Below are 26323 nucleotides of genomic sequence, written 5' to 3'. Positions count from 1 at the left end.
GCCTGACCAGGCCTTTCCGAGGGTGGCGTACGTCGCTTCCCGACTTACGATCGCCGCATGGCAACAAGCACGAATGAGACGGGGACCTCGCGCGTCAAGCGAGGCATGGCGGAGATGCTCAAGGGCGGCGTGATCATGGACGTGGTCACCCCCGAGCAGGCGAAGATCGCCGAGGACGCCGGGGCGGTGGCGGTGATGGCGCTCGAGCGCGTGCCCGCCGACATCCGCGCCCAGGGCGGCGTGAGCCGGATGTCCGACCCCGACATGATCGACGGCATCATCGAGGCCGTCTCCATCCCGGTCATGGCCAAGGCCCGTATCGGCCACTTCGCCGAGGCGCAGGTGCTGCAGTCCCTGGGCGTCGACTACATCGACGAGTCCGAGGTGCTGACCCCGGCCGACTACGAGAACCACATCGACAAGTGGGCCTACACCGTGCCGTTCGTGTGCGGTGCGACCAACCTCGGCGAGGCCCTGCGCCGCATCACCGAGGGTGCGGCGATGATCCGTTCCAAGGGCGAGGCCGGCACCGGTGACGTGTCCAACGCGGTCACCCACATGCGTACGATCCGCAAGGAGATCCGCCGCCTCGGCGCGCTCGCCGAGGACGAGCTCTACGTCGCGGCCAAGGAGCTCCAGGCTCCCTACGAGCTGGTCGTCGAGGTCGCCAAGAACGGAAAGCTCCCGGTCGTCCTCTTCACCGCCGGCGGCATCGCCACCCCGGCCGACGCGGCGATGATGATGCAGCTCGGCGCCGAGGGCGTCTTCGTCGGCTCCGGCATCTTCAAGTCCGGCAACCCGGCTCAGCGTGCCGAGGCGATCGTCAAGGCGACCACGTTCCACGACGACCCCGACGTGATCGCCAAGGTCTCCCGCGGTCTCGGTGAGGCGATGGTCGGCATCAACGTCGACGAGCCGGCCCGCTCGATCCAGTTCGCGGAGCGCGGCTGGTGACCACGGTCGGCGTACTCGCCCTCCAGGGCGACGTCCGCGAGCACCTCGCCGCACTCGACCGCCTGGGGGTGAAGGGCACCTCCGTGCGGCGGCGGGAGGAGCTCGACGCGTGCGACGCGCTCGTCCTTCCCGGCGGCGAGTCGACCGCGATGTGGCGCCTGGCCCGTACGTTCGACCTGCTCGACCCGCTCCGCGACCGTGTCGGCACCGGGATGCCGACGCTCGGCACCTGCGCCGGCATGGTCCTCCTGGCCGATCGCCTCCTCGACGGGGCGGACGGCCAGGAGACCATCGGCGGGCTCGACATGACGGTCCGGCGCAACGCCTTCGGGCGGCAGACGGAGTCGTTCGAGACCGACCTGGAGGTCACCGGGCTGGACGGAACGGTCCACGGCGTCTTCATCCGGGCGCCGTGGGTCGAGGAGGTCGGCCCCGGGGTCGAGGTGCTGGCGAGCGTGGCCGGTCATCCTGTCGGCGTACGTCAGGACCAGCTGATGGCCACCAGCTTCCATCCCGAGGTCAACGCCGACGACCGGCTGCACCGGCTGTTCCTGGACACCTGCTGCTGACGGTCGCGCACGCCACGTAGTTAGAATGGGGCCTTGCTGCCCTGTGACGACTCCGGTGGCGGCTCGACGGGCTTGACAAAGCACAGCGACGACGCGGGGCAAAGGACGGTTTTCAGATGAGCGGCCACTCCAAGTGGGCAACGACCAAGCACAAGAAGGCGGCGATCGACGCCAAGCGCGGCAAGCTCTTCGCCAAGCTCATCAAGACGATCGAGATCGCGGCCAAGACCGGCGGTCCCGACCCGGCCGGAAACCCGACCCTCTACGACGCTATCCAGAAGGCCAAGAAGCAGTCGGTCCCCAACGACAACATCGACCGCGCGGTCAAGCGCGGCGGTGGGCTCGACGGCGGCGGGGTCAGCTACGACACGATCATGTACGAGGTCTACGGCCCCCAGGGCGTCGCGCTCCTCATCGAGTGTCTGACCGACAACCGCAACCGGGCGGCCATGGAGGTCCGCACCGCGGTCACCCGCAACGGCGGCACCATGGCCGACCCCGGCTCGGTGAGCCGCCTCTTCGACCGCAAGGGTGTCGTCGTCGTGGCGAAGGCCCAGGAGGGCAAGGAGGTCACCGAGGACGACCTGCTCGAGGCCACCCTCGACGCGGGCGCCGAGGACGTCAACGACCTCGGTGAGTCCTTCGAGATCGTCTCCGACCCCTCCGACGTGGTCGCGGTCCGCACCGCGCTGCAGGACGCCGGGATCGACTACGACTCCGCCGAGGTCCAGTTCGTGGCCTCCATGGACATCCCGGTCGCGGACGCCTCTGCCGCCGAGAAGGTGTTCAAGCTCATCGACGCGGTCGACGACCTCGACGACGTACAGAACGTCTTCTCCAACGCCGACGTCCCCGACGAGGTCATGGAGACCGTCGACGCCTGACCTCCGCACGCGCCGAGTCGGCAGAAACGGCCTGCCGAATCGTGAGCTGTGGGCGACGAAACTCGACTTTCGTCGCCCACAACTGCATTCTCGGCACGCCATACCTCATGATTCGGCGCGGGGTCTGTAGTCTGCGAACAGACGTTCGATGGAGGTGCGCGTGTGAGGGTGCTTGGGATCGACCCCGGTCTGACCCGGTGCGGGATGGGCGTGGTCGACGGCTCGCTGGGCCGACCGCTGTCCATGGTGGACGTCGGCGTGATCCGGACCTCCTCCGACCTTCCCGTCTGGGAGCGGCTGGTGAGCATCGAGAAGGGGATCGACGCCTGGATCGAGGAGCACCGGCCCGACGCGGTCGCGATCGAGCGGATCTTCGCGCGCTCGAACGTCTCCACGATCATGGGTACGGCCCAGGCCAGCGGCCTCGCCATGGTCTGCGCCGCGCGGCGCGGTCTCCCGGTGGCCATGCACACGCCTTCCGAGGTCAAGGCGGCCGTGTCCGGCAACGGCCGCGCCGACAAGGCCCAGGTCACCGCCATGGTGACCCGGATCCTGCGGCTCCCGACCCCGCCGAAGCCCGCCGACGCCGCCGACGCGCTCGCGCTGGCCATCACCCACCAGTGGCGCGGAGGCGCCCAGAACCGCATCGAAGCCGCGGTGGCCGCGGCCGGGAAGGTACGTAGATGATCGCGTCCGTGCGCGGCAAGGTCGCCGCCGTGAGTCTCTCCACCGCCGTCGTCGAGGTCGGCGGCATCGGCATCGAGCTGCTCTGCACCCCCAACACGCTTGCGACGCTCCGCACCGGCGAGGAGGCGCACCTGCCGACCAGCCTGGTCGTGCGCGAGGACTCGCTGACCCTCTTCGGGTTCACCGACACCGACGAACGCACGCTCTTCGAGCTCCTCCAGACCGCCTCCGGCGTCGGCCCGAAGCTCGCGCAGGCGATGCTCGCCGTCCTCTCGCCCGACGGCATCCGGCTGGCCATCGCGGGAGAGGACACCAAGACCCTGACCAAGGTCCCCGGCATCGGCCAGAAGGGCGCCCAGCGGATCATCCTGGAGCTCAAGGACAGGATCGGTACGCCGAGCGGCACCGCCGCTGCTCCGGTCGCTGTGGCCGCCGCGGCTCCCTGGCGCGACCAGGTCACCGAGGCTCTCGTCGGCCTGGGCTATTCCGCCAAGGACGCCGACAAGGCGGTCACCGCGATCGAGCCCGAGGCCGGCGACCAGGCCAACATCTCGCTGCTCCTGCGAGCGGCGCTGCGCACCCTGTCGAAGGCATAGGGACCCATGCACGAGGACGACCTGACCCGGGCCGAGGAGGACTACTTCTCCTCGCTCACCGTCGCCGAGGCCGACGGCGACGACCGTGCCGTCGAGGCGGCGCTGCGCCCCAAGACCCTCGACGAGCTGATCGGCCAGCAACGCGTCCGTGAGCAGCTCAGCCTCGTCCTGGAGGCGGCTCGGCAGCGCGAGCGGGCCCCTGACCACGTACTCCTGTCCGGGCCGCCGGGGCTCGGCAAGACGACCCTGGCGATGATCATCGCCGCGGAGATGTCGGCGCCCCTGCGGATCACCTCCGGCCCGGCGATCACCCACGCCGGTGACCTGGCCGCGATCCTGAGCGGACTCAACGAGGGCGAGGTGCTGTTCGTCGACGAGATCCACCGGATGAGCCGCCCCGCCGAGGAGATGCTCTACCTGGCGATGGAGGACTTCCGGGTCGACGTGGTCATCGGCAAGGGCCCCGGCGCGACCGCGATCCCGATCGACCTGCCGCCGTTCACGCTGGTCGGCGCGACCACCCGCGCCGGCCTCCTTCCCGGACCGCTGCGCGACAGGTTCGGGTTCACCGGCCATCTGGAGCTCTACGACCCACAGGATCTCGAGCTGATCGTGCGCCGCTCCGCGGGCCTGCTCGACGTCACCCTTCGCGACGACGGCGCCGCCGAGATCGCCGGCCGCTCCCGCGGCACCCCACGCATCGCCAACCGCCTGCTGCGCCGCGTACGCGACTACGCCCAGGTCAAGGCCGACGGCACGGTCACCCAGGAGGTCGCCCAGAAGGCCCTCGATCTCTACGAGGTCGACCCGCTCGGCCTGGACCGCCTCGACCTGGCCGTCCTCGACGCGCTCTGCCGCCGGTTCGGAGGCGGCCCGGTGGGCATCTCCACCCTCGCCGTCGCGGTGGGGGAGGAGCGGGAGACCGTCGAGGAGGTGGCGGAGCCGTTCCTGGTGCGCTCCGGCTTCCTGGCACGTACGCCACGGGGCCGCGTCGCGACCCCGGCGGCCTGGGAGCACCTGGGGCTGCCGGTGCCGGCCAGCGCCGAGGCTGCGGCCTGGTCGAAGGACACGCTCTGGGATGAGGCCTGATTCACAGTCCCAACCAGGTGCCTGGTTAGACTTGCACGTCGCCGTGCGCCTGCCGGCGACCACTGAGACTGTCGGAGCCGAACCCCCGTGGAATTCCTTCCTTTTATCGTCATCATCGTCCTGTTCTACTTCCTGTTGATCAGGCCGCAGCAGAAGCGTGCGAAGGAGGCTCGTGAGCTCCAGCTCAACCTCCAGCCGGGTGATCGGGTGATGCTGACCTCCGGGCTCTTCGGCACCGTGACCGAGGTCGAGGAGACCACGACGAACATCAAGGTCGAGATCGCCGACGGCGTCGTCGTCCAGGTCGTGCGCCAGGCGGTGGCCCAGAAGGTCACCGAGGCGCCCGCGGTGGAGTCTGACGAGGAGACCGGCGAGAAGACCGAGGTCGAGGCTGCTGCCGACGAGACCTCTGCCGATGCCGAGAACGTCATCGTGGACCTCGACAAGAAGGACTGACCGAACTCATGGCACGCAAGACCGCGCGCCCAGGGCGGACACTCGCACTGCTGTTCCTGGCGATCGCGATCATGTTCGGCGGCATCGCGTTCGCCGGCACCTGGAAACCCGAGCTGGGCCTCGATCTCCGCGGCGGCACCGAGATCTCGATGACCGCCGAGAACTCCGAGGGCGGTTCGGTCCCGAGGGAGAGCCTCGACGAGGCGAAGTCGATCATCGACCAGCGCGTCAACGGCTCCGGCATCACCGGCGGCCGGGTGACCACCGAGGGCAACGACGTCATCAAGGTCTCGATCCCCGGCACCGGCAAGGTGCAGCAGGAGACCGCCGAGCGCGTCCGCCAGACCGCGAAGCTCCGCTTCCGCCTGGTGGCCTGCAGCCCGCAGCGGCAGTGTGGCGCCGGCGCCGACGCCGGTGGCTCCATGGTCGAGGACCCCTCGACCGGCACCGTGCCCGGCACCTCGCCGCGCGCGCCGTTCGGCGGCGAGACCGCCAGCGGGACGGAGACGGCGACTGCATCCGACAAGTCCGACAAGTCCTCGGAGAAGGCCGAGCCGAGCGCCAGCCCCTCGGCCTCCGCGAGCGCCGAGCCCGAGAAGCAGAACGACAACGCGGTCGTCAAGGTCGACGACGCGGTGAAGTTCATGCGCAACGTCCCGCAGGAGTGGGCGACCGCCTACAACTCCTTCAGCTGCCCCGCCCCGGGAGCCGAGCCGGCCGAGGACATCCCCGGAAAGCCGCTGCTGACCTGCGACGACGACGGCATCCCCTACCTGCTGACCCCCGCGGTCATCGAGGGCACCGAGATCGACGAGGCCTCCTACGGCATCCCGCAGCAGCAGGCCAACTACGTCGTCACCCTCGACTTCAAGTCGAAGGGCGACAAGGTCTTCGCCGACACCACCGGCGCGATCGCCGGCACCGGCGAGCAGTTCGCGATCGTCCTGGACGCCAAGGTCATCTCCGCCCCGACCGCGGACTCACGGATCAGCGGCGGCGCTCAGATCAGCGGCGACTTCACCCAGGAGAGCGCGGCAGCGCTGGCCAACAACCTGAAGTACGGCTCCCTGCCGCTCGACTTCCCCGAGGACGGCATCCAGACCCGGGTCATCGGCCCGACGCTGGCGGGCAACCAGCTCACCGCCGGTCTGTGGGCGGGCCTGGTCGGTCTGATCCTCGTGGTGATCTACTCGGTGCTCTACTACCGCGGCATGAGCATCGTCGTGATCGGGTCGCTGCTCGTGGCGGGTGCTGCGACGTACGGCATGATCCTGCTGCTCAGCGAGACCGCCGGCGTCACCCTCGACCTGCCCGGTGTGGCCGGTCTGATCGTCGGTATCGGCATCACCGCCGACTCGTTCATCATCCTCTACGAGAGGATGCGCGACGACATGCGTGAGGGCCGCTCCATGCGGGTGGCCGTCGACACCGCCTGGGTCCGGGCTCGCAACACCTGTCTGGCCTCCGACGGTGTCTCGTTCCTGGCCGCGTTCGTGCTCTACGTGTTCGCGACCAACGAGGTCAAGGGCTTCGCGTTCATGCTCGGCCTGACCACGGTCATCGACGTGCTGGTGTTCTTCTGGTTCACCCACCCGATGACCAAGCTCCTGGCCGGCTGGGGCTTCTACAACAAGGGCCACGTCCTCTCGGGCATGGACAAGCGCGCTATCGGCATGATGCCCGCCTCGGGCACCACTCTGGCTGGAGGCAAGGCCTGATGAGCAAGTTCTCTTTCTCGCGGCTCGGCAAGGAGCTCTACACCGGCGAGAAGTCGTTCGACTTCGTCGGCAAGCGCAAGATCTGGTACGCCGCGTCCGTCGTCCTGCTCGCGGTCATCGTGGCCGGGATGTTCCTCAAGCCGCTCAACCTCGGTATCGACTTCACCGGCGGCACCCGTTACACCGTCTCGGTCGACGGCGCCGACCAGAAGCTGGCCGACGAGCTGCGCGGAGTCATCGGTGAGACCGAGGTCGAGGAGGCCGACAGCGCCACGGTGCGTACGGCCGGCTCCGACTCGATCGTGATCGAGACCGAGGCGATCCCGGACGGCTCCGCGGACGACCAGACGATGATCAAGGCGATCACCGAGACCGCCGACGTGCCCGAGGACGACATCTCGCGCACCGGCATCGGTCCGAGCTGGGGTGAGCGGGTCGCCACCAAGGCCGGTGTCGCGCTGGGCATCTTCCTGCTGGGCGTGATCGCGTTCATCTGGATCTACTTCAAGGAGTGGAAGATGTCGGTCGCGGCCGTCGTGGCCCTGGCCCACGACGTGCTCCTGACCGTCGGCGTCTACGCGATCGTCGGCTTCGAGGTGACGCCCGCGACCGTGACCGGGTTCCTGACGATCCTCGGTTACTCGCTCTACGACACCGTGGTGGTCTTCGACAAGGTCAAGGAGAACACCCGCAACCTGAGCCTGAAGAAGCAGACCTACGCCCAGGCGGCCAACCTGGCGGTCAACCAGACCCTGGTGCGCTCGATCAACACCTCGATCGTCGGTCTGCTGCCGGTCGTCGCGATCCTCTACGTCAGCGCCGTCCAGCTCGGCACGTCCTCGCTCAAGGACATCTCGCTGGTGCTGTTCGTCGGTATGGCCGTCGGCACCTACTCCTCGATCTTCATCGCCACGCCGATGCTGGTGCACCTGAAGTCGGGCGAGAAGGAGATCGTCGACGCCGAGAAGCGGGCCGCCGCCCGGATGAAAGAAGCCGACAAGTACGCCGCGGTCCCGGTCTTCGACGAGGGCATGGCCCTCGCCGAGGGCGAGCCCGACGAGCTCCGCGAAGCGCCGTCGGAGGACCTCCACGAGGCCGGCGTCAGCCGGGGCACCAGCCCGAACAGCGCCGCGCTCGGACGCGGTCGCAACGTGCCGACCTCGCAGCGTGAGGTGACCGACAGCGGCGCCGCCGGGCGTCCGCAGCCCAAGCGCGAGTCGAGGTCGAAGCGCAAGTGACCGTCTCCGAGACAGCCGCCGACGGCCGGTCGCTCGAGGAAACCCTCGAGCGGCTGGTCGCCGACGTCCCCGACTTCCCCGAGCCGGGCGTCGGGTTCAAGGACATCACCCCGCTGCTCGCCGACCACGCGGGCTTCACCCAGGTCGTCGAGGCGCTCGCCGCTCCCGGGCGCGACGCCGACGGCAACGTGACCGTCACCAAGGTGCTCGGCATGGAGTCTCGAGGCTTCATCCTCGGCGCGCCGGCGGCGCTCCACCTCGGCGTCGGCTTCGTGCCGGTACGCAAGGCCGGCAAGCTCCCGCGCGAGACCCACGCGGTCTCCTACTCGCTGGAGTACGGCGAGGCCACCCTGGAGATCCACACCGACGCGGTCGCGCCGGGGGAGCGGGTGCTGGTCATCGACGACGTCCTCGCGACGGGTGGCACCGCGGCCGCCACCATCGAGCTCGTCGAGCGCTGCGGCGGCGTCGTCGCCGGGGTCTCGGTGCTGCTCGAGCTCGGTTTCCTCGACCCGCGCAGCAAGCTGCCGGGCACGCAGGTGCACTCGCTGTTGGTCAGTTGACAGGTCCAGTATGCAGGTGCCGTCCTAGCCAATGCTCCGGGTGCGGCCGGTAGACTCTGGCTATGGCAGAGGATCGCATCGTCGCGCAGCCTCGTGCGCACAACATCGAGGCCCGGGAGAGCAGTGGCCCGGCCCCGTCGGGTCGCAGCGTCCGTGCGCGCCTGGCCCGGATCGGTGGCAGGGGCACGCCGGGCAATCCTGTGCTGGAGCCGCTGTTCCGGGCGGTGAGGTCCAACCACCCGAAGGCCGACCTGGCCCTCCTGGAGCGGGCCTACGTCACCGCCGAGCGCCTCCACGGCACCCAGATGCGCAAGAGCGGCGACCCCTACATCACCCACCCGCTCGCGGTGACCACGATCCTCGCCGAGCTCGGTATGACCGAGCCGACCCTCGTCGCGGCGCTGCTCCACGACACCGTCGAGGACACGCCCTACACGCTCAAGGAGCTCACCCGCGACTTCGGTGAGGAGGTCGCCCACCTCGTCGACGGCGTGACCAAGCTCGACAAGGTCACCTACGGCGACTCGGCCCAGGCCGAGACGATCCGGAAGATGGTCGTGGCGATGTCACGCGACATCCGGGTGCTGGTGATCAAGCTCGCCGACCGCCTGCACAACATGCGTACGCTGCGCTACGTCCCGCAGAAGAGCCAGGAGCGCAGCGCGCGCGAGACGCTCGACATCTACGCGCCGCTGGCCCACCGGCTCGGCATGAACACCATCAAGTTCGAGCTCGAGGACCTCGCCTTCGCGACCCTCTACCCGAAGATGTACGACGAGCTCGTCCGCCTGGTCGCCGACCGCAACCCGTCGCGGGAGAAGTTCCTGGCCCAGGTCATCGACCAGGTCGAGCGCGACCTCCACGACGCCCGCATCAAGGCGACCGTCACCGGACGCCCGAAGCACTACTACTCGATCTACCAGAAGATGATCGTCGGCGGTAAGGACTTCTCCGACATCAACGACCTGGTCGGCATCCGGATCCTGGTCGAGGACGAGCGCGACTGCTACTCCGTCCTCGGCATCCTGCACTCGCGGTGGAACCCCGTCCTCGGCCGGTTCAAGGACTACATCGCGATGCCGAAGTTCAACATGTACCAGTCGCTGCACACCACCGTGATCGGCCCGCAGGGCAAACCGGTCGAGCTGCAGATCCGCACGTTCGCGATGCACCGCCGCGCGGAGTTCGGTGTCGCCGCGCACTGGAAATACAAGGAGGACGGCCGCAACGGTGTCGACACCGACCGGCCGATGGACAACGACATGAGCTGGGTCAAGCAGCTCATGGACTGGCAGTCCGAGGTCAACGACCCCGGCGAGTTCCTGGAGTCGCTGCGCTTCGAGATGAAGCGCACCGAGGTCTACGTCTTCACACCCAAGGGTGACGTGATCGCGCTGCCCGCCGATGCGACCCCGGTCGACTTCGCGTACGCCGTCCACACCGAGGTCGGCAACAAGACCATCGGCGCCCGGGTCAACGGCCGGCTGGTGCCGCTGGAGTCGACGCTGGAGAGCGGCGACGTCGTCGAGGTCTTCACCTCCAAGTCGCCCAACGCCGGTCCGTCGAAGGACTGGATGTCCTTCGTCAAGTCCAACCGGGCCAAGGCCAAGATCCGGCAGTGGTACACCCGCGAGCGTCGTGACGAGGCCATCGAGAAGGGCCAGGACGCGATCGCGCGGCTCATGCGCAAGGAGGGCCTGCCCCTCAAGCGGCTGATGTCTCGCGAGTCGCTCATGCTCGCCGCCGACCACTTCGACCTCGCCGACGTCGAGGCGCTCTACGCCGCGGTCGGCGAGAGCCACCTCTCCGCCCAGGCGGTCGTACGCCGCGTCATCGAGGACCACGGCGGAGACGACGGAGCCGCCGAGGACCTCGCCGAGGCCATCAACGTCGGCCGCCGCCGTCACGGCAAGGTCTCCACCGCCAACTCCGACGCGGGCGTGATCGTCAAGGGCTCCCCGGACGTCTGGGTCAAGCTCGCCAAGTGCTGCACCCCGGTGCCCGGCGACGAGATCCTGGGCTTCGTCACCAAGGGTGGGGGAGTGTCGGTCCACCGCACCGACTGCACCAACGCCGCCGAGCTCCGCTCCCACCCGGAGCGCCTGCTCGAGGTCGAGTGGGGCTCCACGTCCAACTCGGTCTTCCTGGTCAACATCCAGGTCGAGGCGCTCGACCGAGCCCGGCTGCTGTCCGACATCACGATGGCGCTCTCCGACGCCCACGTGAACATCCTCAGCGCCCAGCTCACCACGACGCGCGACCGTGTCGCGAAGTCCCGGTTCTCCTTCGAGATGGCCGACTCCAAGCACCTGGACACCGTCTTGAAGCAGGTACGCACCGTCCCCGGCGTCTTCGACGCCTACCGCGTCACGCAGTAGCCGAGGCGGGGGCGGTCGTCGATGGGGACAACCGCGCCGCGTCGTTCGTTGTAAGGTAAAGCGAACGCGTCGACTCGGGCGCCTGGCAGAGGGAGCACGGCATGTTCACCTGGATCCTCATCATCGGCGGCGTACTTCTCTTCCTGGGGCTCGCCTGGACCACGATCGGCATGGCGCCCAAGGGTGTCGACGCCGAGGACGTACGCAACATCAAACGCGACAACGCAGCCAGGGGCGACTACTACGGCGGCGCCGGCATGTGACCCGACGCCGAGTCGGCGCGTCATGACGCGCCGACTCGGGCGAGTGTGGGTCAGGAGAAGTCGGCGCTGGCGCGCTTGGCCATCTCCAGGAACTGACGACGGGACTCGAGGTTCTCCTCGAGGCTCTTGACCTTGCGGTCGTCGCCTGCAGCGCGGGCCTTCTCGATGTCCTTCTCGACACCGGCGATGGCGTCCTCGAGCTTGGCGATCATGTCGTCGGCGCGAGCGGACTTCTCGGGGTCGGACTTGCGCCACTGGTCGTCCTCGGCGGACTTGATGGCCTGCTCGACCTTGCGCATCGCGCCCTCGAGCTCCTTGATGCGGTCGCGCGGGACCTTGCCGGCCTCGTCCCAGCGGTCGGCGATGTCGCGGAAGGAGCGCTTGACGGCGTCGAGATCGTCGCCCTTCTCGAGCAGCGGAAGGAGCGCCTGGGCCTCGGCGAGGAGACCCTCCTTGACAACGGCGTTCTGCGCGAACTCGGCGTCGAGCGCCGCGTTGGCGGCGTCGCGGGCACCGAAGAAGACGTCCTGGGCGGCCCGGAACTGCTTCCAGAGCTTGTCGTCGACGTCCTTGGGAGCGGGGCCGGCGGCCTTCCACTCGCGCATCAGGTCGCGGTAGCGGCCCGCGGTGGGGCCCCAGTCGGTGGAGGAGGAGAGCTGCTCGGCCTCGACGATGATCCGCTCCTTGATCACCTTGGCGTCCTCGCGCCGGGCGTTGAGCTCGGCGAAGTGAGCCTTGCGGCGTCGCGTGTAGGCGGTACGCGCCGTCGAGAAGCGCCGCCACAGCGCGTCGTCCGACCCGCGGTCGATCCGGGGGAGCGCCTTCCACTGGTCGAGCAGCTCGCGCAGCCGGTTGGCGCCGTTGCGCCAGTCGTTGCTCTGGGCCAGCTTCTCGGCCTCCGCGACGAGGGCTTCCTTGGCGACCTTCGCCTCGGCCGCCTTGGCGGCCCGCTCGGCCTTGCGGGCCTCGCGCTGGGTGGCGATCACCGGCCCCAGCGCCTCCAGCCGCGCGACCAGCGACGCGAGGTCACCGACGGCGTTGGCGTCGGTCACCTTCTCCACGACGGTCTTCACCGCCGCAGTCGCCTCGTCGGGCGACGTCTTGCCCGCATGCACCCGCCGCTCGAGCTGCTCGACCTCGAAGGCGAGCTGGTCGAACCGGTTGGTGAAGAAGGCAAGCGCCTCCTCTGGCGTGCCTTCCGGGTACTGCCCCACGGAGCGCTCGCCCTCTGCGGTCTTCACGTAGACCGTTCCGTCTTCCTCGACCCGACCCCACTGCTCGCTGGTCACAATGTCCCTACTCTTCGCATGAGGCGCTAACCTCTTATGAAATCTCCCCCGCCGGACACCGTGCTCGTCACAGTCCCGGTCGGCTCAACTTGCAGGTCCCCGTGGTGTCCCGACACACCTCGGGATGCCCATCGTAGTCAGACGCCACGATGCGGCGCTGCACTGTACCGCTGGATAGGGTGTTTCTCGTGTTGATCGCAGGCTTTCCCGCCGGTCCGTGGGGCACCAACTGCTACGTCGCCGCCACCGGACCGGGCTCCGAGTGTGTCGTGATCGACCCCGGCAAGGACGCAGCGAAGGGGATCGAGGAGATCGTCCGCGAGCAGCGCCTCAAGCCGGTCGCGGTGCTCCTCACCCACGGTCACGTCGACCACATGTGGTCCGTGACCCCGGTGAGCAAGACGTACGACGCCACCGCCTGGATCCACCCCAACGACCGTCACCTGCTGGCCGACCCGCTGCAGGGCATCTCGCCGGAGTCCGCGCAGATGCTGCTCGGCATGCCGGCGGGGACCTACGACTTCGTGGAGCCCGACGACGTCCGCGAGCTGGGCGACGGGGCGCTCATCGACCTGGCCGGGATGAGCTTCCTGATCGACCATACGCCCGGGCATACCGAGGGGTCGGTCACCTTCCGGACTCCCTACCCCGACCACGCCGAGGTCAGTGACGTGATGTTCTCCGGCGACCTGCTCTTCGCGGGCAGCATCGGGCGTACGGACCTCCCCGGCGGTGACCACGCCACGATGCTGCAGTCCCTGACGACCAAGGTGCTGCCTCTCGCCGACGACATCGTGGTGCTCCCCGGACACGGCGAACAGACCTCCATCGGTCGCGAGCGCGCGACGAACCCCTTCCTCCAGGACCTGATCACCACACCATGAACAAGCCAACACCCCTCTCCGGCTTCCCGGAGTTCCTGCCGAGCCAGCGCACCGTCGAGCGCCAGGTCATCGAGACCTTGAGCCGCACCTTCGAGCTCCACGGCTTCGGCAACATCGAGACCCGTGCCGTCGAGCCGATGGACCAGCTGCTGCGCAAGGGCGACACCTCCAAGGAGGTCTACGTCCTGCGCCGGCTGCAGGAGGACGACAGCAGTCGGGACAAGGGGATGGGGCTCCACTTCGACCTCACCGTCCCCTTCGCCCGCTACGTGCTCGAGAACGCCGGCAAGCTGGAGTTCCCCTTCCGCCGCTACCAGATCCAGAAGGTCTGGCGCGGCGAGCGCCCGCAGGAGGGCCGCTTCCGCGAGTTCGCGCAGGCCGACATCGACATCGTCGGCCGCGACACGCTGCCGTTCCACCACGACGTCGAGGTCGCCCGGGTGATGCTCGAGGCGCTCGGCAAGCTGACGTTCCTGCCCGGGTTCACGCTCCAGGTCAACAACCGCAAGCTGATCCAGGGCTTCTACGCCGGCCTCGGCGCCCCCGACGTCGAGGAGACCATGCGGCTCATCGACAAGCTGGACAAGATGCCGGCCGAGGAGGTCGGCAAGCTGCTGGTCTCGGAGGCCGGGCTGACCGACGAGCAGGCCGCCAAGTGCCTCGAGCTCGCCACGATCACCGCCACCGACGACTCCTTCGTGGAGAAGGTCCGTGGCCTCGGCGTCGAGAGCGAGCTGCTCGACGAGGGCCTGGCCGAGCTGGCCACGTTGATCAACGCGACCGCGCCGCTCAACACGGAGTCCGTCCGCGTCGTGGCCGACCTGAGCATCGCCCGCGGCCTCGACTACTACACCGGCACCGTCTTCGAGACCCGCCTCGACGGCTACGAGAGCCTCGGCAGCATCTGCTCCGGTGGCCGCTACGACGCGCTCGCCAGCGACGGGAAGACGACCTACCCGGGTGTCGGGATCTCGCTCGGCGTCAGCCGGGTCCTGGTCCCGCTGGTGCAGAAGGGCGTGCTCGACGGTGACCGCAAGGTCCCGAGCACGGTGCTGGTCGCCGTCGCCGACGAGGAGAGCCGGGGCGACGCCGATGCGGCGGCGCAGCAGCTGCGCGCCCACAATGTTGCCTGCGAGGTCTCGCCCAACGCCGCCAAGTTCGGCAAGCAGATCCGCTTCGCGGAGCGCCGCGGCATCCCGTACGTCCTCTTCGCCACCGAAGGCGGCTACGAGATCAAGGACATCCGCACCGGCGAACAGGTCCCGGCCGACCCGGCCACCTGGACGCCGCAGAACGAGAGCGACCTGAAGCCCCAGGTCGTCGCGAACAACGAGGAGAAGAAGTGATCCGCACCCACGACGCCGGCACGCTGCGTGCCGAGCACGTCGGCCAGACCGTGACCCTCGCCGGCTGGGTAGGCCGCCGACGCGATCACGGCGGGGTCGCGTTCCTCGATCTGCGCGAGGCCAGCGGCGTGGTCCAGGTCGTCGTCCGCGACGAGGAGATCGCCCACGCGCTCCGCAACGAATACTGCATCAAGGTCACCGGCGAGGTCGTCGCGCGCACCGAGGAGAACCGCAACCCCAACCTCGCCACCGGCGAGATCGAGGTCGTGGCCAAGGACCTCGAGGTCCTCAGCGCCTCCGCGCCCCTCCCGTTCCCGATCGACGACCACGTGGAGGTCGGCGAGGACGTCCGCTACAAGCACCGCTACCTCGACCTGCGCCGCACCGCACCCGGCAACGCGATCCGGCTGCGCTCGAAGGCCAACAAGGCGGCCCGCGACGTGCTCGCGGCCCACGACTTCGTCGAGATCGAGACCCCGACGCTGACCCGCTCGACCCCCGAGGGCGCGCGTGACTTCCTGGTTCCGGCCCGCCTCCAGCCGGGCTCCTGGTACGCCCTGCCGCAGTCCCCGCAGCTGTTCAAGCAGCTGCTCATGGTCGCGGGCATGGAGCGCTACTACCAGCTCGCCCGCGCCTACCGCGACGAGGACTTCCGCGCCGACCGTCAGCCGGAGTTCACCCAGCTCGACATCGAGATGAGCTTCGTCGAGCAGGACGACGTGATCGCGCTCGGCGAGGAGATCGTGGCGGCGCTGTGGAAGCTGATCGGCTACGACGTGCCGCTCCCGCTGCCGCGGATGACCTACGCCGACGCGATGGCGAAGTACGGCTCCGACAAGCCCGACCTGCGCTTCGGCATCGAGATCACCGAGTGCACCGACTACTTCTCCGAGACCACGTTCCGCGTCTTCCAGGCCCCGTACGTCGGTGCCGTGGTGATGCCGGGCGGCGCCAGCCAGCCGCGGCGTCAGCTCGACGGCTGGCAGGACTGGGCCAAGCAGCGCGGGGCCAAGGGCCTGGCGTACGTCCTGGTCCAGGAGGACGGCTCGCTGACCGGTCCGGTCGCCAAGAACCTCTCCGAGACCGAGGCCGCCGGCCTGGCCGCCCACGTCGGCGCCAACCCCGGCGACTGCATCTTCTTCGCGGCCGGTGCGCCCAAGTCGAGCCGCTCGCTGCTCGGTGCCGCCCGTCTGGAGATCGGCAACCGTCTCGACCTGCGCAAGGACGGTGAGTGGAGCTTCCTGTGGGTCGTCGACGCTCCGCTGCTCGAGCCCGCCTCGGAGGCGGTCGAGTCCGGCGACGTTGCGGTCGGTGCGGGGGAGTGGACCGCGGTCCACCACGCCTTCACCAGCCCGCAGGACGTCGAGGGCTTCGACAAGGACCCCGGCAACGCGCTCGCCTGGGCCTACGACATCGTCTGCAACGGCAACGAGATCGGCGGCGGCTCGATCCGTATCCACCGCGAGGACGTCCAGAAGCGGGTCTTCGACCTGATGGGCATCGGGGAGGAGGCGGCCGAGGAGAAGTTCGGCTTCCTGCTCGACGCGTTCAAGTTCGGCGCCCCGCCCCACGGCGGCATCGCCTTCGGCTGGGACCGCGTGGTCGCCCTTCTGGCCGGCACCGACTCGATCCGCGACGTGATCGCGTTCCCGAAGACGGGTGCCGGCTACGACCCGCTCACCGCCGCTCCGGCTCCCATCACCCCCGAGCAGCGCAAGGAGGCTGGCGTCGACGCGAAGCCTTCGGCGCCCGCCGAGGGCGAATCGGCCAACTGAGGTCACCTCAGGTAAAGCCAACAGAGTCTCCGGGACCGGTCCGCCGGTCCCGGAGACTCTTGCTGTCTTGCCGGAAATGGCGACAAGGAGTCCCGGTCTGGCGTATCACTGGATGAAATCGGATCGTTACCGCTCCGGGCTCCATCCGAGCAAAGGGATCACATAGAGTTCCATCCGTCGACCTCGTGGGTCGGACGCTGCCATGCGACGGCGGCACCCACAAATGACGACTAGACAGAGGAACCATGAGCGAATCGGCCACCGTGTTCGAAGGTGAAGAACTCTCGGGTGGATCGACACCTCCCGTCGCACCGGGAGAGGCGAAGGCGATCGCCGGCAAGTCGCCGATGAAGCTGGCGATGATGCGACTCCGCAAGGACAAGCTGACGATGGTCTCACTGACCGTCGTCGTCCTGGTGGTCGTTGCGGCGGTCCTGGCCCCGCTTCTCGTCAAGATGGGTGTGCTGGACCCGTTCGGCTACAACCAGGAGCTGCTCGACGCCAACACCATTCCCGAGGGCGGCTGGAGCGGCGCGAGCGCCTCTCACCCGCTCGGCGTGGAGCCCGGCACCGGCCGCGACGCGATGTCGCGGTTCTGGTACGGGATCACCTTCTCGCTGATGATCGCGCTGACCGCTGCGATCCTCTCGGTGGTCATCGGCGCGGTGATCGGGATCATCGCCGGCTTCAGCGGTGGCTGGCTCGACGCCGTCCTGAGCCGCTTCACCGACCTCACCCTCTCCTTCCCCTCGACGCTGATGCTGCTGGCGCTCTCCGCCCTCGGTCTCGAGCTCGTGCAGCAGGTGACGGGTCTACCCAACGGGCCACTGGCCCAGGGGATCTACTGCACCGTGGTGCTCGCGCTCTTCGGCTGGACGAGCACCGCTCGCGTGGTCAGGGGCCAGGTGCTCTCGATCAAGCAACGCGAGTTCGTCGAGGCCGCGATCGTCCTCGGCGCCTCCAAGCCGCGGATCTACTTCAAGGAGATCCTGCCCAACCTGTGGGCGCCGCTGCTGGTCCTGGTGACCCTGATGATGCCCGCCTACATCTCGGCGGAGGCCGCGCTGAGCTACCTCCAGGTCAGCGTCAAGCCGCCGACCCCCACGCTCGGTAACGTCCTCACGGACTCCCTGAAGTACGCGCAGGTCGACCCGTTCTACTTCTTCATGCCCGCGATCCTGATCGCGATCATCGTGATCTCGTTCAACCTTCTCGGGGACGGGTTGCGAGACGCCCTTGACCCCAAGGGTGACAGGTGAGCCTCGGGGCTCCGAACACACACAGGTGACCCGCCCGGGACACCATCACGGCGTCAGCTGTCAGAGGCTGACGGCGACCACATCAAGGAGAAACGAATGCTCAAGAAGCGAGCTAAGTACGTTGCGGTCAGTGCCGCGGGCGTGCTCGGCCTTTCGCTGGGCCTGGCTGCCTGTGGCGGCGGGGACGGCGGTGGCTCGGGCTCGGGTAAGACGCTGACCATCGTCGCCGAGGACCCGGTCGACCACCTGGACCCGCAGCGCATCTACGTCGGTGAGACCATCTCGCACACCACGCGTCTGGTCTACCGCAAGCTGCTCTCGCCGCCGTCGTCGACGGACCCCAAGGTTTCGAGCAAGCCGATCCCTGACCTCGCCACCGACGAGGGCACCTCGACCGACGGCGCCAAGACCTGGTCGTTCACGATCAAGGACGGCGTGAAGTGGGAGGACGGCTCCGACATCACGTGTGAGGACTTCGCCTACGGCGCCTCGCGCAACTTCGCGGCCGACGAGCTCACCGGTGGTCCGGGCTTCTACCTGACCGCAAAGCTCGCCCTCAAGGGTGAGTACCCGGGCCCGTACGCCGCCACGCCGGAGCAGCAGGCCGACTTCGACCAGGCTGTGTCCTGCGATGGCAAGACCATCACCTACAAGTTCAAGTCCCCGTGGCCTGACTTCCCGCTGGCGATCTCGTCGCTGCACATGATGGACCCCTACAAGAAGTCCTTCGACAAGGGTGCCAAGAACGACGACAAGATCTTCTCCAACGGCCCCTACAAGGTCGAGTCGTGGAACGCCCAGAAGGGCGGCACGCTGGTGCGCAACGAGCACTACGACCCGGAGACCGACGACAAGTCGCTCCGTGAGGCGCTCCCGGACAAGATCGTCTGGAAGTTCGGCGAGAAGGCCACCACGACCTACGAGAAGCTGTTCTCCGACAGCCCCGACTCGCAGACCACCATCGTCAGCGGCTCGCGCGTCCCGCCGGAGTTCTACCCGCGTCTCACCGAGGCCGGCGTCAAGGACCGCTACGTCCAGGTCCAGTCGCCGTACGTCGACTACCTGGTGCCGAACCAGAACCAGATGAAGGACAAGAACGTCCGCAAGGCGCTGGCGCTCGCGACCGACGTCGAGTCCTGGATCGCCGCCGGTGGTGGCGAGAAGGCCTACACCCCGGCCGACTCGATCGTGAACCCGGCCGTTCCGGGCTACGTCCCGAACCCGGCCTACAAGGACCGCAACCTCAAGGGTGACCCGGCCGCGGCCAAGAAGATGCTGGCCGACGCCGGCGTCAAGACGCCGTACCCGATCACCTTCTCCTACCCGCAGAGCGACACCGCTGACAAGCAGGCCGCCGCGCTGGTGGAGGGCTGGGAGGCCGCTGGCTTCAAGGTCACCCTCGACCCGCTGGGCGACGTCTACTACTCCAACATCCAGAAGCCTTCCAACAAGGCCGACGTGATCTGGGGCGGTTGGGGTGCCGACTGGGGCTCCGCGATGACCGTCACCGCGGCGCTGTTCGACAGCCGCCAGATCGAGAAGACCACCAACGGTCAGAACTACGGCAACTACAAGAACCCGGCGGTCGACAAGCTGTTCGACCAGGCCGCCAACTCCGCCACCATCGAGGAGCAGAACAAGTTCCTCCAGGAGGCAGACGCCGCCCTCGGTGAGGACGTCGCCTACATCCCGCTGGAGATCGCGACCTTCAACTGGGTCTATGGCTCCAAGGTGAAGAACTTCGTCACCACCGACGCCTCCTCGTCCTACCCGGACCTGGCTGGCATCGACGTCGAGGACTGATCCTCCAGCTAAGCAACACCGTTAGGACGCGCTGAGCCGTCCTGACCTGGAGGCGGGGCTCGCCAGAGCCCCGCCTCCCCCCATGTACCTGGACACGATTCCCCCCGGACGTCACCCCACGACGGTGGTCCGGCCGATCCCAATGAAGGTGAGACCCACCGATGGTCGCCTACATCATCCGGCGCGTGATCGTCGGTTTGCTCATGCTGGTGGCGATGAGTTTCATCGTCTTCGCACTGTTCATGAAGAACCCGGTCGACCCTGCGCAGTTCTCCTGCGGCAGGAACTGTCCCCCCGAGCGCATCGAGGAGACGCGTCAGGCTCTTGGCTATGACCAGCCCCTGATGGTCCAATGGAGCAGCTTCCTCAAGGGCGTCGTCGTCGGCCGTGAATACCCGGCTGACGAGAAGATGCGCGAGGCCAACCCCGAGCTGGTCACCGAGTGCGCCGCACCCTGCCTGGGCTTCTCCCAGCAGCTGCAGATGACGGTCAACGAGGAGATCGCCGAGGCAGCGCCGATCTCGATCTCGATCGCCCTGGTGGCGGTGGTGATCTGGGTGATCTTCGGCGTCCTGTTCGGTGTGCTCGCAGCGGTCTTCAAAGGCACGCTCGTGGACCGCGGCGTGGTTGGCGCGACACTGTCCCTCTACGCGTTCCCGACCTTCTTCGTGGGTGCTCTGCTGATCAACTTCGTTGCGATCAAGTGGGGACTCTTCCCAGCTCCGGGGTATGTGCCGATCGCCGAAGGCGGCGTCGGTCAGTGGCTGCTGCAGCTTCTGCTCCCCGGGTTCACCCTCGCGGCGGTCTACATGGCCGGCTACGTCCGGATGACCCGTGCGTTCGTCCTGGAGTCGATGAGCGAGGACTACATCCGCACCGCCAGGTCCAAGGGCGTCAAGGGCGGCAAGGTGCTCTTCAAGCACGCCCTGCGCGCTGCGTTGACCCCTCTTGTGACGATGTTCGGTCTGGACTTCGCTGCTGTCCTGGGCGGCGCGATCATCACCGAGGAGGTCTTCAACTACTACGGCCTCGGCAAGCTCGCGGTGACCGCGAACGAGACCTTCGACCTGCCCACCATCGTGGGTCTGGTGCTTCTCCTCGGCGCGCTGGTGATCGTCGCGAACATCATCGTCGACATCCTGTACGCCTTCATCGACCCGCGCGTGCGCGTCGCCTGAGGAGGGATCTGAACCATGACTGACCTTTCCAAGACGCACGAGGCGACGCCGGCCACAGGTGGCGCGTTCCTCTCGGTGCGGGACCTCAAGGTCCACTTCTCGACCTCCGACGGCATCGTCAAGGCGACCGACGGCCTCTCCTTCGACCTCGAGCGCGGCAAGACGCTCGGCATCGTGGGTGAGTCCGGCTCCGGCAAGTCGGTCTCCAGCTCGGCGATCATGGGGCTGCACCGCGGCACCAACGCCAAGCTCAGCGGCGAGATCCTCCTCGACGGGGTCGACCTGCTCAAGGTGAGCAACGAGGAGATGCGCAAGCGCCGCGGCCGCGACGTGGCGATGATCTTCCAGGACCCGCTCTCCGCGATGCACCCCTACTACACGGTGGGCAACCAGATCATGGAGGCCTACCAGGTCCACAACGACGTGACGAAGAGGGAGGCGCGCAAGCGCGCCATCGAGATGCTCGACCGTGTCGGCATCCCGCAGCCCGACCGTCGCGTCGACGACTACCCGCACCAGTTCTCCGGCGGTATGCGCCAGCGCGCGATGATCGCGATGGGGCTGATCAACAACCCCAGCCTGCTCATCGCCGACGAGCCGACCACCGCGCTGGACGTGACCGTCCAGGCACAGATCCTCGACCTGCTCCAGGACCTGCAGCGCGACTTCGACGCGGCGGTCATCATCATCACCCACGACCTCGGCGTCGTGGCCGAGATGGCTGACGACGTACTCGTGATGTACGCCGGCCGGGCGGTCGAGTACGGCCCGTGCAAGGAGATCCTCACCCACCCGCAGATGCCCTACACCTGGGGTCTGCTCTCCAGCGTGCCGGACCTGACGGCGTCGACCGAGGCCAAGCTGCTCCCGATCCGGGGCAACCCGCCCTCGTTGCTCAACCCGCCGCCGGGATGCGCCTTCGAGCCGCGCTGTGACCACGTGGCGAAGGTGGGTGGTGACCTGTGCCGTACGACGCTCCCGGATCTCACCCCGGCAACCAGCGGTGGCAACCACACCAAGCGCTGCCACATCAAGAACGCCGACAAGGTCTATGAGGCAGAGATCCTGCCCGAGATCGCCCCTGACCTGGTGGAGGACTGATGAGCGACACCACGACTGCCACCGCGGCCTCGGTCGCGCCGTCGAGCACGGAGACGGTGCTCTCCGTCGAGAACCTGAAGATGCACTTCCCGGTCAAGGGCAGCGGTGTGATCCGGCGTACGGTCGGGCACGTCAAGGCCGTGGACGGGGTCTCCTTCGAGGTGGCCAAGGGCAGCGCCCTGGGCCTCGTCGGCGAGTCCGGCTGTGGCAAGTCCACCACCGGTCGGATGGTGACCCGGCTCTACAAGCCGACCGAAGGCAAGATCAACTTCGAGGGCACCGACATCGCCAGCTACACGGGACGGCAGTTGCACCCGATGCGCCGGGAGATCCAGATGATCTTCCAGGACCCGTCGACGTCGCTGAACCCTCGTCACACGGTCGGCTCGATCATCGGCGCGCCGCTCCGCATCCACAACATGGTGCCGAAGGACAAGGTGCTCGGCCGGGTCCAGGAGCTGCTCGAGCTCGTGGGACTGAACCCAGAGCACTACAACCGCTACCCGCACGAGTTCTCCGGCGGTCAGCGCCAGCGCATCGGCATCGCCCGGGCGATGACCCTGCAGCCGAAGCTGCTCGTCGCCGACGAGCCGGTCTCCGCGCTCGACGTGTCGATCCAGGCCCAGGTGATCAACCTTCTGCAGGACCTGCAGAAGGAGTTCGACATCTCCTACCTGTTCATCGCGCACGACCTCGCGATCGTCCGCCACTTCTGCCCCGAGGTCGCGGTGATGTACCTCGGCAAGATCGTGGAGATCGGTGACCGGGAGTCGATCTACGAGCACGCTCACCACCCCTACACGCAGGCGCTGCTCTCCGCGGTGCCGGACGTGAAGCAGGCCGCCATCGGCGGCCGTCGTGAGCGGATCCGGCTGCAGGGCGACGTACCGTCGCCGATCAACCCGCCCTCGGGCTGCCACTTCCGCACCCGCTGCGCGTTCGCCAAGGACATCTGCTCCGTGGTCGAGCCGCCGCTGCTGCAGATCGGCAAGAAGCACAAGGTCGCCTGCCACTTCCCGGGTGAGATCCACCAGCACCCGGAGAAGCCGGTGACCGCCCCGCTCCTGGGCGTCGACGAGTTCGGCGCACCGGACCCGGGCGCGAGCCCGGCCGAGGTCCCTGGCGACGGTCCGGGGTACGCCGACACCTGGTACGACCTGGCGAACAACACCCGCGGACGCGCCTGAGGATCTTCCGCATTTCAGCAGGATCACGAGAGACGGTCCGCAGCCATCGGCTGCGGGCCGTCTTTGTTACGGATGTGTCACGCGTCACTGTCGGTATCGAACCGTTATCTGTAGGCCCGCCCCAACTGCTGGAACTTGGCATAACTTGAGCCAGCGCGCTGGTTCGGGACTGCGCCAAGTGATCTGGTCTTGGGCGAGCCGAGCCCGAGGCATTCGAACGGAGATCCGAACGTATGACTGTGTCCGAAGTGTTGATCAAGGGCGGCCGTGATCCCGAGATCAATCCGGAGCCGAGTTCCAGCGAGGTCGCCGGCCGCTCGCCGATGCGGATCGCCATGGACCGGCTGCGCTCCGACAAGGTCGCGATGGTCTGCGCCGGGATCGTGCTGGTCTTCGTCCTGATCGCGATCTTCGCGCCGCTGCTGTGCAAGCTCTTCGGCGTCGAGGTGCGTGCCGGCGACCCGGTCACCGACACCGACTCCTTCAACTACCCGGTCATCGGGCCGCCCAACTACGGGTTCACCTGGGAGGCGCCGCTCGGGCTCGAGCCCAACTCCGGCAACGACTTGCTCGCCGAGTGGTTCTACGGCGCCCGTACGTCCCTGCTGGTCGCCACGGTCGCCACCATCGTCTCGACGATCGTCGGAGTGGTTCTCGGCCTGATCGCGGGCTACAGCCGCGGCTGGGGCGATCGCCTGGTCACCTTCGCCACCGACCTCTTCCTGACGCTGCCGTTCCTGCTGGTCGCGATCGCCGTCTCGCCGATGCTCGTGGAGCGTTGGAAGGAGAACCCGGCGATGCTCGACAACGCGTCCCTGATCGCGCTGATCGTGATCCTCTCGGTGTTCGGATGGATGGGCCTGGCGCGGCTGATCCGCGGTGAGGTGGTCTCGCTGCGCGAGCGCGAGTTCATCGAGGCCGCGCGTGTGCTCGGCATGCCCACCCACCGGATCCTGTTCCGTGAGCTGCTGCCCAACCTGGTGGCGCCGATCGTCGTCTCGTTCTCGCTGAGCCTGCCGGCCACGATCGCCGCGGAGGCGACGCTGGCCTACCTCGGCGTCGGCGTCACCGGACGCCCGTCGTGGGGCCAGACGATCCTGCGTGCCCAGAACTGGTTCGACGAATACCCCTTGTTCCTCTACGCGCCGATCGTCGGGATCGTGGTCCTGGTCTTCGCGCTCAACCTGCTCGGAGACGCCATCCGCGACGCCTTCGACCCCAAGTCTTTCCGGTGAGCACGTCGTCGGAGAGAGGCATCAACCATGGAAGGTGGAAACCTACGATGCGATTGAAGAGAACAGTGATCGCCGCCAGCGCGATCGCTGCGCTGACGCTCACCGCTGCGTGTGGTGGCGGGAGCGGGAGTGGCGAGGACTCGACCGGCGAGTTCAAGGCCGGCGGCGGCGCCGGTGCCGGTAAGGACGCGACGGCCGAGGGACCGCTGGAGATCCCGTCGGACGCCAAGAAGGGCGGCACCATCACGGTGCTGTCGAACAACGCGCCCCACACCCTCGACCCAACCCGGACCTACTACACCGACTCCGGTGCGATCATGTCCGGCCTGGTGACCCGATCGCTCACGCAGTACGTCTACGACGAGAAGAGCGGCGACTCGATCCTCGTCCCCGACCTCGCCACCGACCTCGGCCAGGTCTCCGAGGACGGCCTGACCTGGACCTTCGAGCTCAAGGACGGGCTCAAGTACGAGGACGGCACTGACGTCACCGCCGAGGACGTCGTCTACGGCATCAAGCGCTCCTTCGCCGTGGACACCCTGACCGACGGTCCGACCTACCAGCTGACGTTCTTCAAGGACGGCGACAAGTACAAGGGTCCGTTCGCGGACACCGACGCCGAGCTGAAGAAGCTGCCCGACTACGACGCCAGCGCCGGCTGGTACGGCGGCGAGGACTACGACGGCGTCGAGGCCGACGGCAACAAGGTGATCATCCACCTCGCCCAGCCGTTCCCCGAGCTCGACTACTACGCCTCGTTCCCGGTCTTCTCGCCGATCCCGAAGGCCAAGGACAAGGACCCGCTGGCCTACGAGAGCCACCCGATGGCGACCGGCCCCTACAAGTTCGAGTCCTACAAGCCGGGTGTCTCGCTGAAGCTGGTCAAGAACGAGCACTGGGATCCCGACACCGACCCGGGCCGCATCCAGGCCGCGGACGCTTTCGACTTCCGGTTCGCTCAGGACACCGCGAAGCTCGAGAACCAGATCCTCGGCGACAAGGGCGCGGCGCAGACGATGATGACGTACGACGACGTCACGCCTCCGACCTACAAGTCGATCAAGGAGAGCGCTCCGGACAACCTCATCGAGGGCACCTCGCCGTGCACCTACATGTACCGTCCGGACCAGACCAAGATCAAGGACAAGAAGATCCGCGAGGCCATCAGCTGGGCCTACCCCTACCAGGCCGCCTGGAAGGCGTCCGGCGAGATCGTCGGCGTCACCATCCAGCCCGGCACCTCGCTCCTGCCCCCGGGCACCGCGGGCCGTGTCGAGTACCAGTACCCGAAGGGTCAGGACGGCCAGACCACCGACCCTGAGAAGGCCAAGGCACTCCTGGAGGAGGCCGGTGCTGTCGGCTTCGAACTGAAGTGGCATTACCAGCGTGACGACGAGAACTCCGTCGCCAAGAAGGACCAGATGGTCAAGGGCTTCGAGGCTGCCGGCTTCAAGGCGACCCCGGTGGCCTCGACCGACGAGACCTACCGCGACGACGAGAGCAACCTGGACGCCCCGGTCAACCTCCGCTACGGCGGCTGGTGCTCCGACTGGCCCTCGGGCGGCTCGTGGTTCCCGGCGCAGTGGATCGGCTCCAACGCCAACAAGCCGGGTATGCCGAACCCGACCAACTTCAAGGAGGATGACGCCGACGCGAAGCAGGCCGAGATCCTGAAGATGGACGCCGACGAGGTGCCCGCGGCCTGGGGTGAGTTCGACAAGTGGATGCAGGAGACCTACATGGTCGAGATCAACGCCGGCTACGACGCGAACGCCTTCATCAAGGGCTCGCAGGTCGGCGGGGTCGTCAACGACCCGGTCAAGGGCATGCCGAGCTTCTCCATCATGTACCTCAAGTGAGGTGAGCCGGCC

Annotated in this window: 23 protein-coding genes; 22 read left to right on the top strand and 1 reads right to left on the bottom strand. The window is 67.8% G+C overall.

Translation table 11 applies throughout. The annotated features are described in order from the left end of the window. Nucleotides 1-57: 57 nt before the first annotated feature. From pdxS to G5C66_RS13895, 12 genes are all read left to right on the top strand, one after another. Nucleotides 58-954: a pyridoxal 5'-phosphate synthase lyase subunit PdxS gene (pdxS, locus tag G5C66_RS13950; protein ID WP_165111563.1), complete on the top strand. Its 897-nt coding sequence runs from the start codon at nt 58-60 to the stop codon at nt 952-954. Continuing rightward, nucleotides 951-1523, top strand: coding sequence for a pyridoxal 5'-phosphate synthase glutaminase subunit PdxT (gene pdxT, locus G5C66_RS13945; protein ID WP_165111562.1), 573 nt, complete (start codon nt 951-953; stop codon nt 1521-1523). Before pdxS ends, pdxT begins: the two co-directional genes overlap by 4 nt. Nucleotides 1524-1639: 116 nt before the next feature. Beyond that, nucleotides 1640-2407 carry a YebC/PmpR family DNA-binding transcriptional regulator gene (locus tag G5C66_RS13940; protein WP_165111561.1) on the top strand — a complete coding sequence of 256 codons (768 nt, stop codon included), beginning with the start codon at nt 1640-1642 and terminating at the stop codon, nt 2405-2407. 162 nt (nt 2408-2569) lie between these two features. Beyond that, nucleotides 2570-3094 (top strand): crossover junction endodeoxyribonuclease RuvC, encoded by a 525-nt coding sequence (gene ruvC, locus G5C66_RS13935; RefSeq protein WP_165111560.1) that lies wholly within the window; start codon nt 2570-2572, stop codon nt 3092-3094. Next, nucleotides 3091-3690, top strand: coding sequence for a Holliday junction branch migration protein RuvA (gene ruvA / locus G5C66_RS13930; RefSeq protein WP_165111559.1), 600 nt, complete (start codon nt 3091-3093; stop codon nt 3688-3690). Before ruvC ends, ruvA begins: the two co-directional genes overlap by 4 nt. A 6-nt stretch (nt 3691-3696) precedes the next feature. Continuing rightward, nucleotides 3697-4779 carry a Holliday junction branch migration DNA helicase RuvB gene (gene ruvB / locus G5C66_RS13925; protein ID WP_165111558.1) on the top strand — a complete coding sequence of 361 codons (1083 nt, stop codon included), beginning with the start codon at nt 3697-3699 and terminating at the stop codon, nt 4777-4779. 87 nt (nt 4780-4866) lie between these two features. Then, the gene (yajC, locus tag G5C66_RS13920; protein WP_165111557.1) at nt 4867-5235 is read left to right on the top strand and encodes a preprotein translocase subunit YajC; all 369 of its coding nucleotides are present in this window, start codon (nt 4867-4869) and stop codon (nt 5233-5235) included. 8 nt (nt 5236-5243) lie between these two features. Continuing rightward, entirely contained in the window at nt 5244-6953 is a 1710-nt protein-coding gene (gene secD / locus G5C66_RS13915) for a protein translocase subunit SecD (RefSeq protein WP_165111556.1), read from the top strand. Beyond that, complete coding sequence (gene secF / locus G5C66_RS13910; RefSeq protein ID WP_165111555.1) at nt 6953-8191, top strand: protein translocase subunit SecF; 1239 nt, start codon at nt 6953-6955, stop codon at nt 8189-8191. The genes secD and secF overlap by 1 nt, the downstream gene beginning before the upstream one ends. Next, nucleotides 8188-8754, top strand: a complete 567-nt coding sequence (locus G5C66_RS13905) for an adenine phosphoribosyltransferase (RefSeq protein WP_165111554.1) — start codon at nt 8188-8190, stop codon at nt 8752-8754. Before secF ends, G5C66_RS13905 begins: the two co-directional genes overlap by 4 nt. A 62-nt stretch (nt 8755-8816) precedes the next feature. Beyond that, nucleotides 8817-11132, top strand: a complete 2316-nt coding sequence (locus G5C66_RS13900; RefSeq protein WP_206444086.1) for a RelA/SpoT family protein — start codon at nt 8817-8819, stop codon at nt 11130-11132. A gap of 101 nt (nt 11133-11233) precedes the next feature. After that, the gene (locus tag G5C66_RS13895) at nt 11234-11395 is read left to right on the top strand and encodes a hypothetical protein (protein ID WP_165111553.1); all 162 of its coding nucleotides are present in this window, start codon (nt 11234-11236) and stop codon (nt 11393-11395) included. Nucleotides 11396-11445: 50 nt separating this feature from the next. On the opposite strand, the gene G5C66_RS13890 is transcribed toward G5C66_RS13895, so the two are convergent. Then, nucleotides 11446-12684, bottom strand: a complete 1239-nt coding sequence (locus tag G5C66_RS13890; protein ID WP_165111552.1) for a DUF349 domain-containing protein — start codon at nt 12682-12684, stop codon at nt 11446-11448. 188 nt (nt 12685-12872) lie between these two features. On the opposite strand from G5C66_RS13890, the gene G5C66_RS13885 reads away from it, so the two are divergent. The 10 genes from G5C66_RS13885 (at nt 12873) to G5C66_RS13840 (ending at nt 26311) form a co-directional block, all read left to right on the top strand. Beyond that, on the top strand, nt 12873-13568 hold the full coding sequence (locus G5C66_RS13885; RefSeq protein WP_165111551.1) for an MBL fold metallo-hydrolase: 696 nt from the start codon (nt 12873-12875) through the stop codon (nt 13566-13568). Beyond that, entirely contained in the window at nt 13565-14914 is a 1350-nt protein-coding gene (hisS, locus tag G5C66_RS13880; RefSeq protein WP_165111550.1) for a histidine--tRNA ligase, read from the top strand. The genes G5C66_RS13885 and hisS overlap by 4 nt, the downstream gene beginning before the upstream one ends. Further along, entirely contained in the window at nt 14911-16689 is a 1779-nt protein-coding gene (aspS, locus tag G5C66_RS13875; RefSeq protein ID WP_165111549.1) for an aspartate--tRNA ligase, read from the top strand. Before hisS ends, aspS begins: the two co-directional genes overlap by 4 nt. 245 nt (nt 16690-16934) lie before the next feature. Continuing rightward, a complete protein-coding gene (locus G5C66_RS13870) occupies nt 16935-17948 on the top strand; it encodes an ABC transporter permease (protein WP_165111548.1) in 1014 nt (337 codons plus the stop codon). A gap of 96 nt (nt 17949-18044) precedes the next feature. Then, nucleotides 18045-19751, top strand: a complete 1707-nt coding sequence (locus G5C66_RS13865) for an ABC transporter substrate-binding protein (RefSeq protein WP_165111547.1) — start codon at nt 18045-18047, stop codon at nt 19749-19751. 161 nt (nt 19752-19912) lie between these two features. Then, nucleotides 19913-20929: an ABC transporter permease subunit gene (locus G5C66_RS13860; RefSeq protein WP_165111546.1), complete on the top strand. Its 1017-nt coding sequence runs from the start codon at nt 19913-19915 to the stop codon at nt 20927-20929. A gap of 15 nt (nt 20930-20944) precedes the next feature. Next, on the top strand, nt 20945-22030 hold the full coding sequence (locus tag G5C66_RS13855; protein ID WP_165111545.1) for an ABC transporter ATP-binding protein: 1086 nt from the start codon (nt 20945-20947) through the stop codon (nt 22028-22030). Continuing rightward, on the top strand, nt 22030-23217 hold the full coding sequence (locus G5C66_RS13850) for an ABC transporter ATP-binding protein (RefSeq protein ID WP_165111544.1): 1188 nt from the start codon (nt 22030-22032) through the stop codon (nt 23215-23217). The genes G5C66_RS13855 and G5C66_RS13850 overlap by 1 nt, the downstream gene beginning before the upstream one ends. Nucleotides 23218-23450: 233 nt before the next feature. Beyond that, the gene (locus G5C66_RS13845) at nt 23451-24452 is read left to right on the top strand and encodes an ABC transporter permease (RefSeq protein WP_165111543.1); all 1002 of its coding nucleotides are present in this window, start codon (nt 23451-23453) and stop codon (nt 24450-24452) included. Nucleotides 24453-24499: 47 nt separating this feature from the next. Continuing rightward, a complete protein-coding gene (locus tag G5C66_RS13840) occupies nt 24500-26311 on the top strand; it encodes an ABC transporter substrate-binding protein (RefSeq protein ID WP_165111542.1) in 1812 nt (603 codons plus the stop codon). Nucleotides 26312-26323 lie beyond the last annotated feature (12 nt).

Origin of the sequence: Nocardioides turkmenicus, assembly GCF_011045035.1 — a bacterium.
Classification (GTDB): Bacteria; Actinomycetota; Actinomycetes; order Propionibacteriales; family Nocardioidaceae; genus Nocardioides; species Nocardioides turkmenicus.
Note: the sequence above shows the minus strand (reverse complement) of the source record. Positions and strands in the feature narration are given on the sequence as shown.

Excerpts from the sequence above, each read along its gene's own strand:
- pdxS (WP_165111563.1), top strand. The coding sequence starts at position 58 with ATGGCAACAAGCACGAATGAGACGGGGACCTCGCGCGTCAAGCGAGGC.
- G5C66_RS13940 (WP_165111561.1), top strand. The coding sequence starts at position 1,640 with ATGAGCGGCCACTCCAAGTGGGCAACGACCAAGCACAAGAAGGCGGCG.
- ruvA (WP_165111559.1), top strand. The coding sequence starts at position 3,091 with ATGATCGCGTCCGTGCGCGGCAAGGTCGCCGCCGTGAGTCTCTCCACC.
- ruvB (WP_165111558.1), top strand. The coding sequence starts at position 3,697 with ATGCACGAGGACGACCTGACCCGGGCCGAGGAGGACTACTTCTCCTCG.
- secD (WP_165111556.1), top strand. The coding sequence starts at position 5,244 with ATGGCACGCAAGACCGCGCGCCCAGGGCGGACACTCGCACTGCTGTTC.
- secF (WP_165111555.1), top strand. The coding sequence starts at position 6,953 with ATGAGCAAGTTCTCTTTCTCGCGGCTCGGCAAGGAGCTCTACACCGGC.
- G5C66_RS13900 (WP_206444086.1), top strand. The coding sequence starts at position 8,817 with ATGGCAGAGGATCGCATCGTCGCGCAGCCTCGTGCGCACAACATCGAG.
- G5C66_RS13895 (WP_165111553.1), top strand. The coding sequence starts at position 11,234 with ATGTTCACCTGGATCCTCATCATCGGCGGCGTACTTCTCTTCCTGGGG.
- hisS (WP_165111550.1), top strand. The coding sequence starts at position 13,565 with ATGAACAAGCCAACACCCCTCTCCGGCTTCCCGGAGTTCCTGCCGAGC.
- G5C66_RS13870 (WP_165111548.1), top strand. The coding sequence starts at position 16,935 with ATGAGCGAATCGGCCACCGTGTTCGAAGGTGAAGAACTCTCGGGTGGA.
- G5C66_RS13865 (WP_165111547.1), top strand. The coding sequence starts at position 18,045 with ATGCTCAAGAAGCGAGCTAAGTACGTTGCGGTCAGTGCCGCGGGCGTG.
- G5C66_RS13860 (WP_165111546.1), top strand. The coding sequence starts at position 19,913 with ATGGTCGCCTACATCATCCGGCGCGTGATCGTCGGTTTGCTCATGCTG.
- G5C66_RS13855 (WP_165111545.1), top strand. The coding sequence starts at position 20,945 with ATGACTGACCTTTCCAAGACGCACGAGGCGACGCCGGCCACAGGTGGC.
- G5C66_RS13850 (WP_165111544.1), top strand. The coding sequence starts at position 22,030 with ATGAGCGACACCACGACTGCCACCGCGGCCTCGGTCGCGCCGTCGAGC.
- G5C66_RS13845 (WP_165111543.1), top strand. The coding sequence starts at position 23,451 with ATGACTGTGTCCGAAGTGTTGATCAAGGGCGGCCGTGATCCCGAGATC.
- G5C66_RS13840 (WP_165111542.1), top strand. The coding sequence starts at position 24,500 with ATGCGATTGAAGAGAACAGTGATCGCCGCCAGCGCGATCGCTGCGCTG.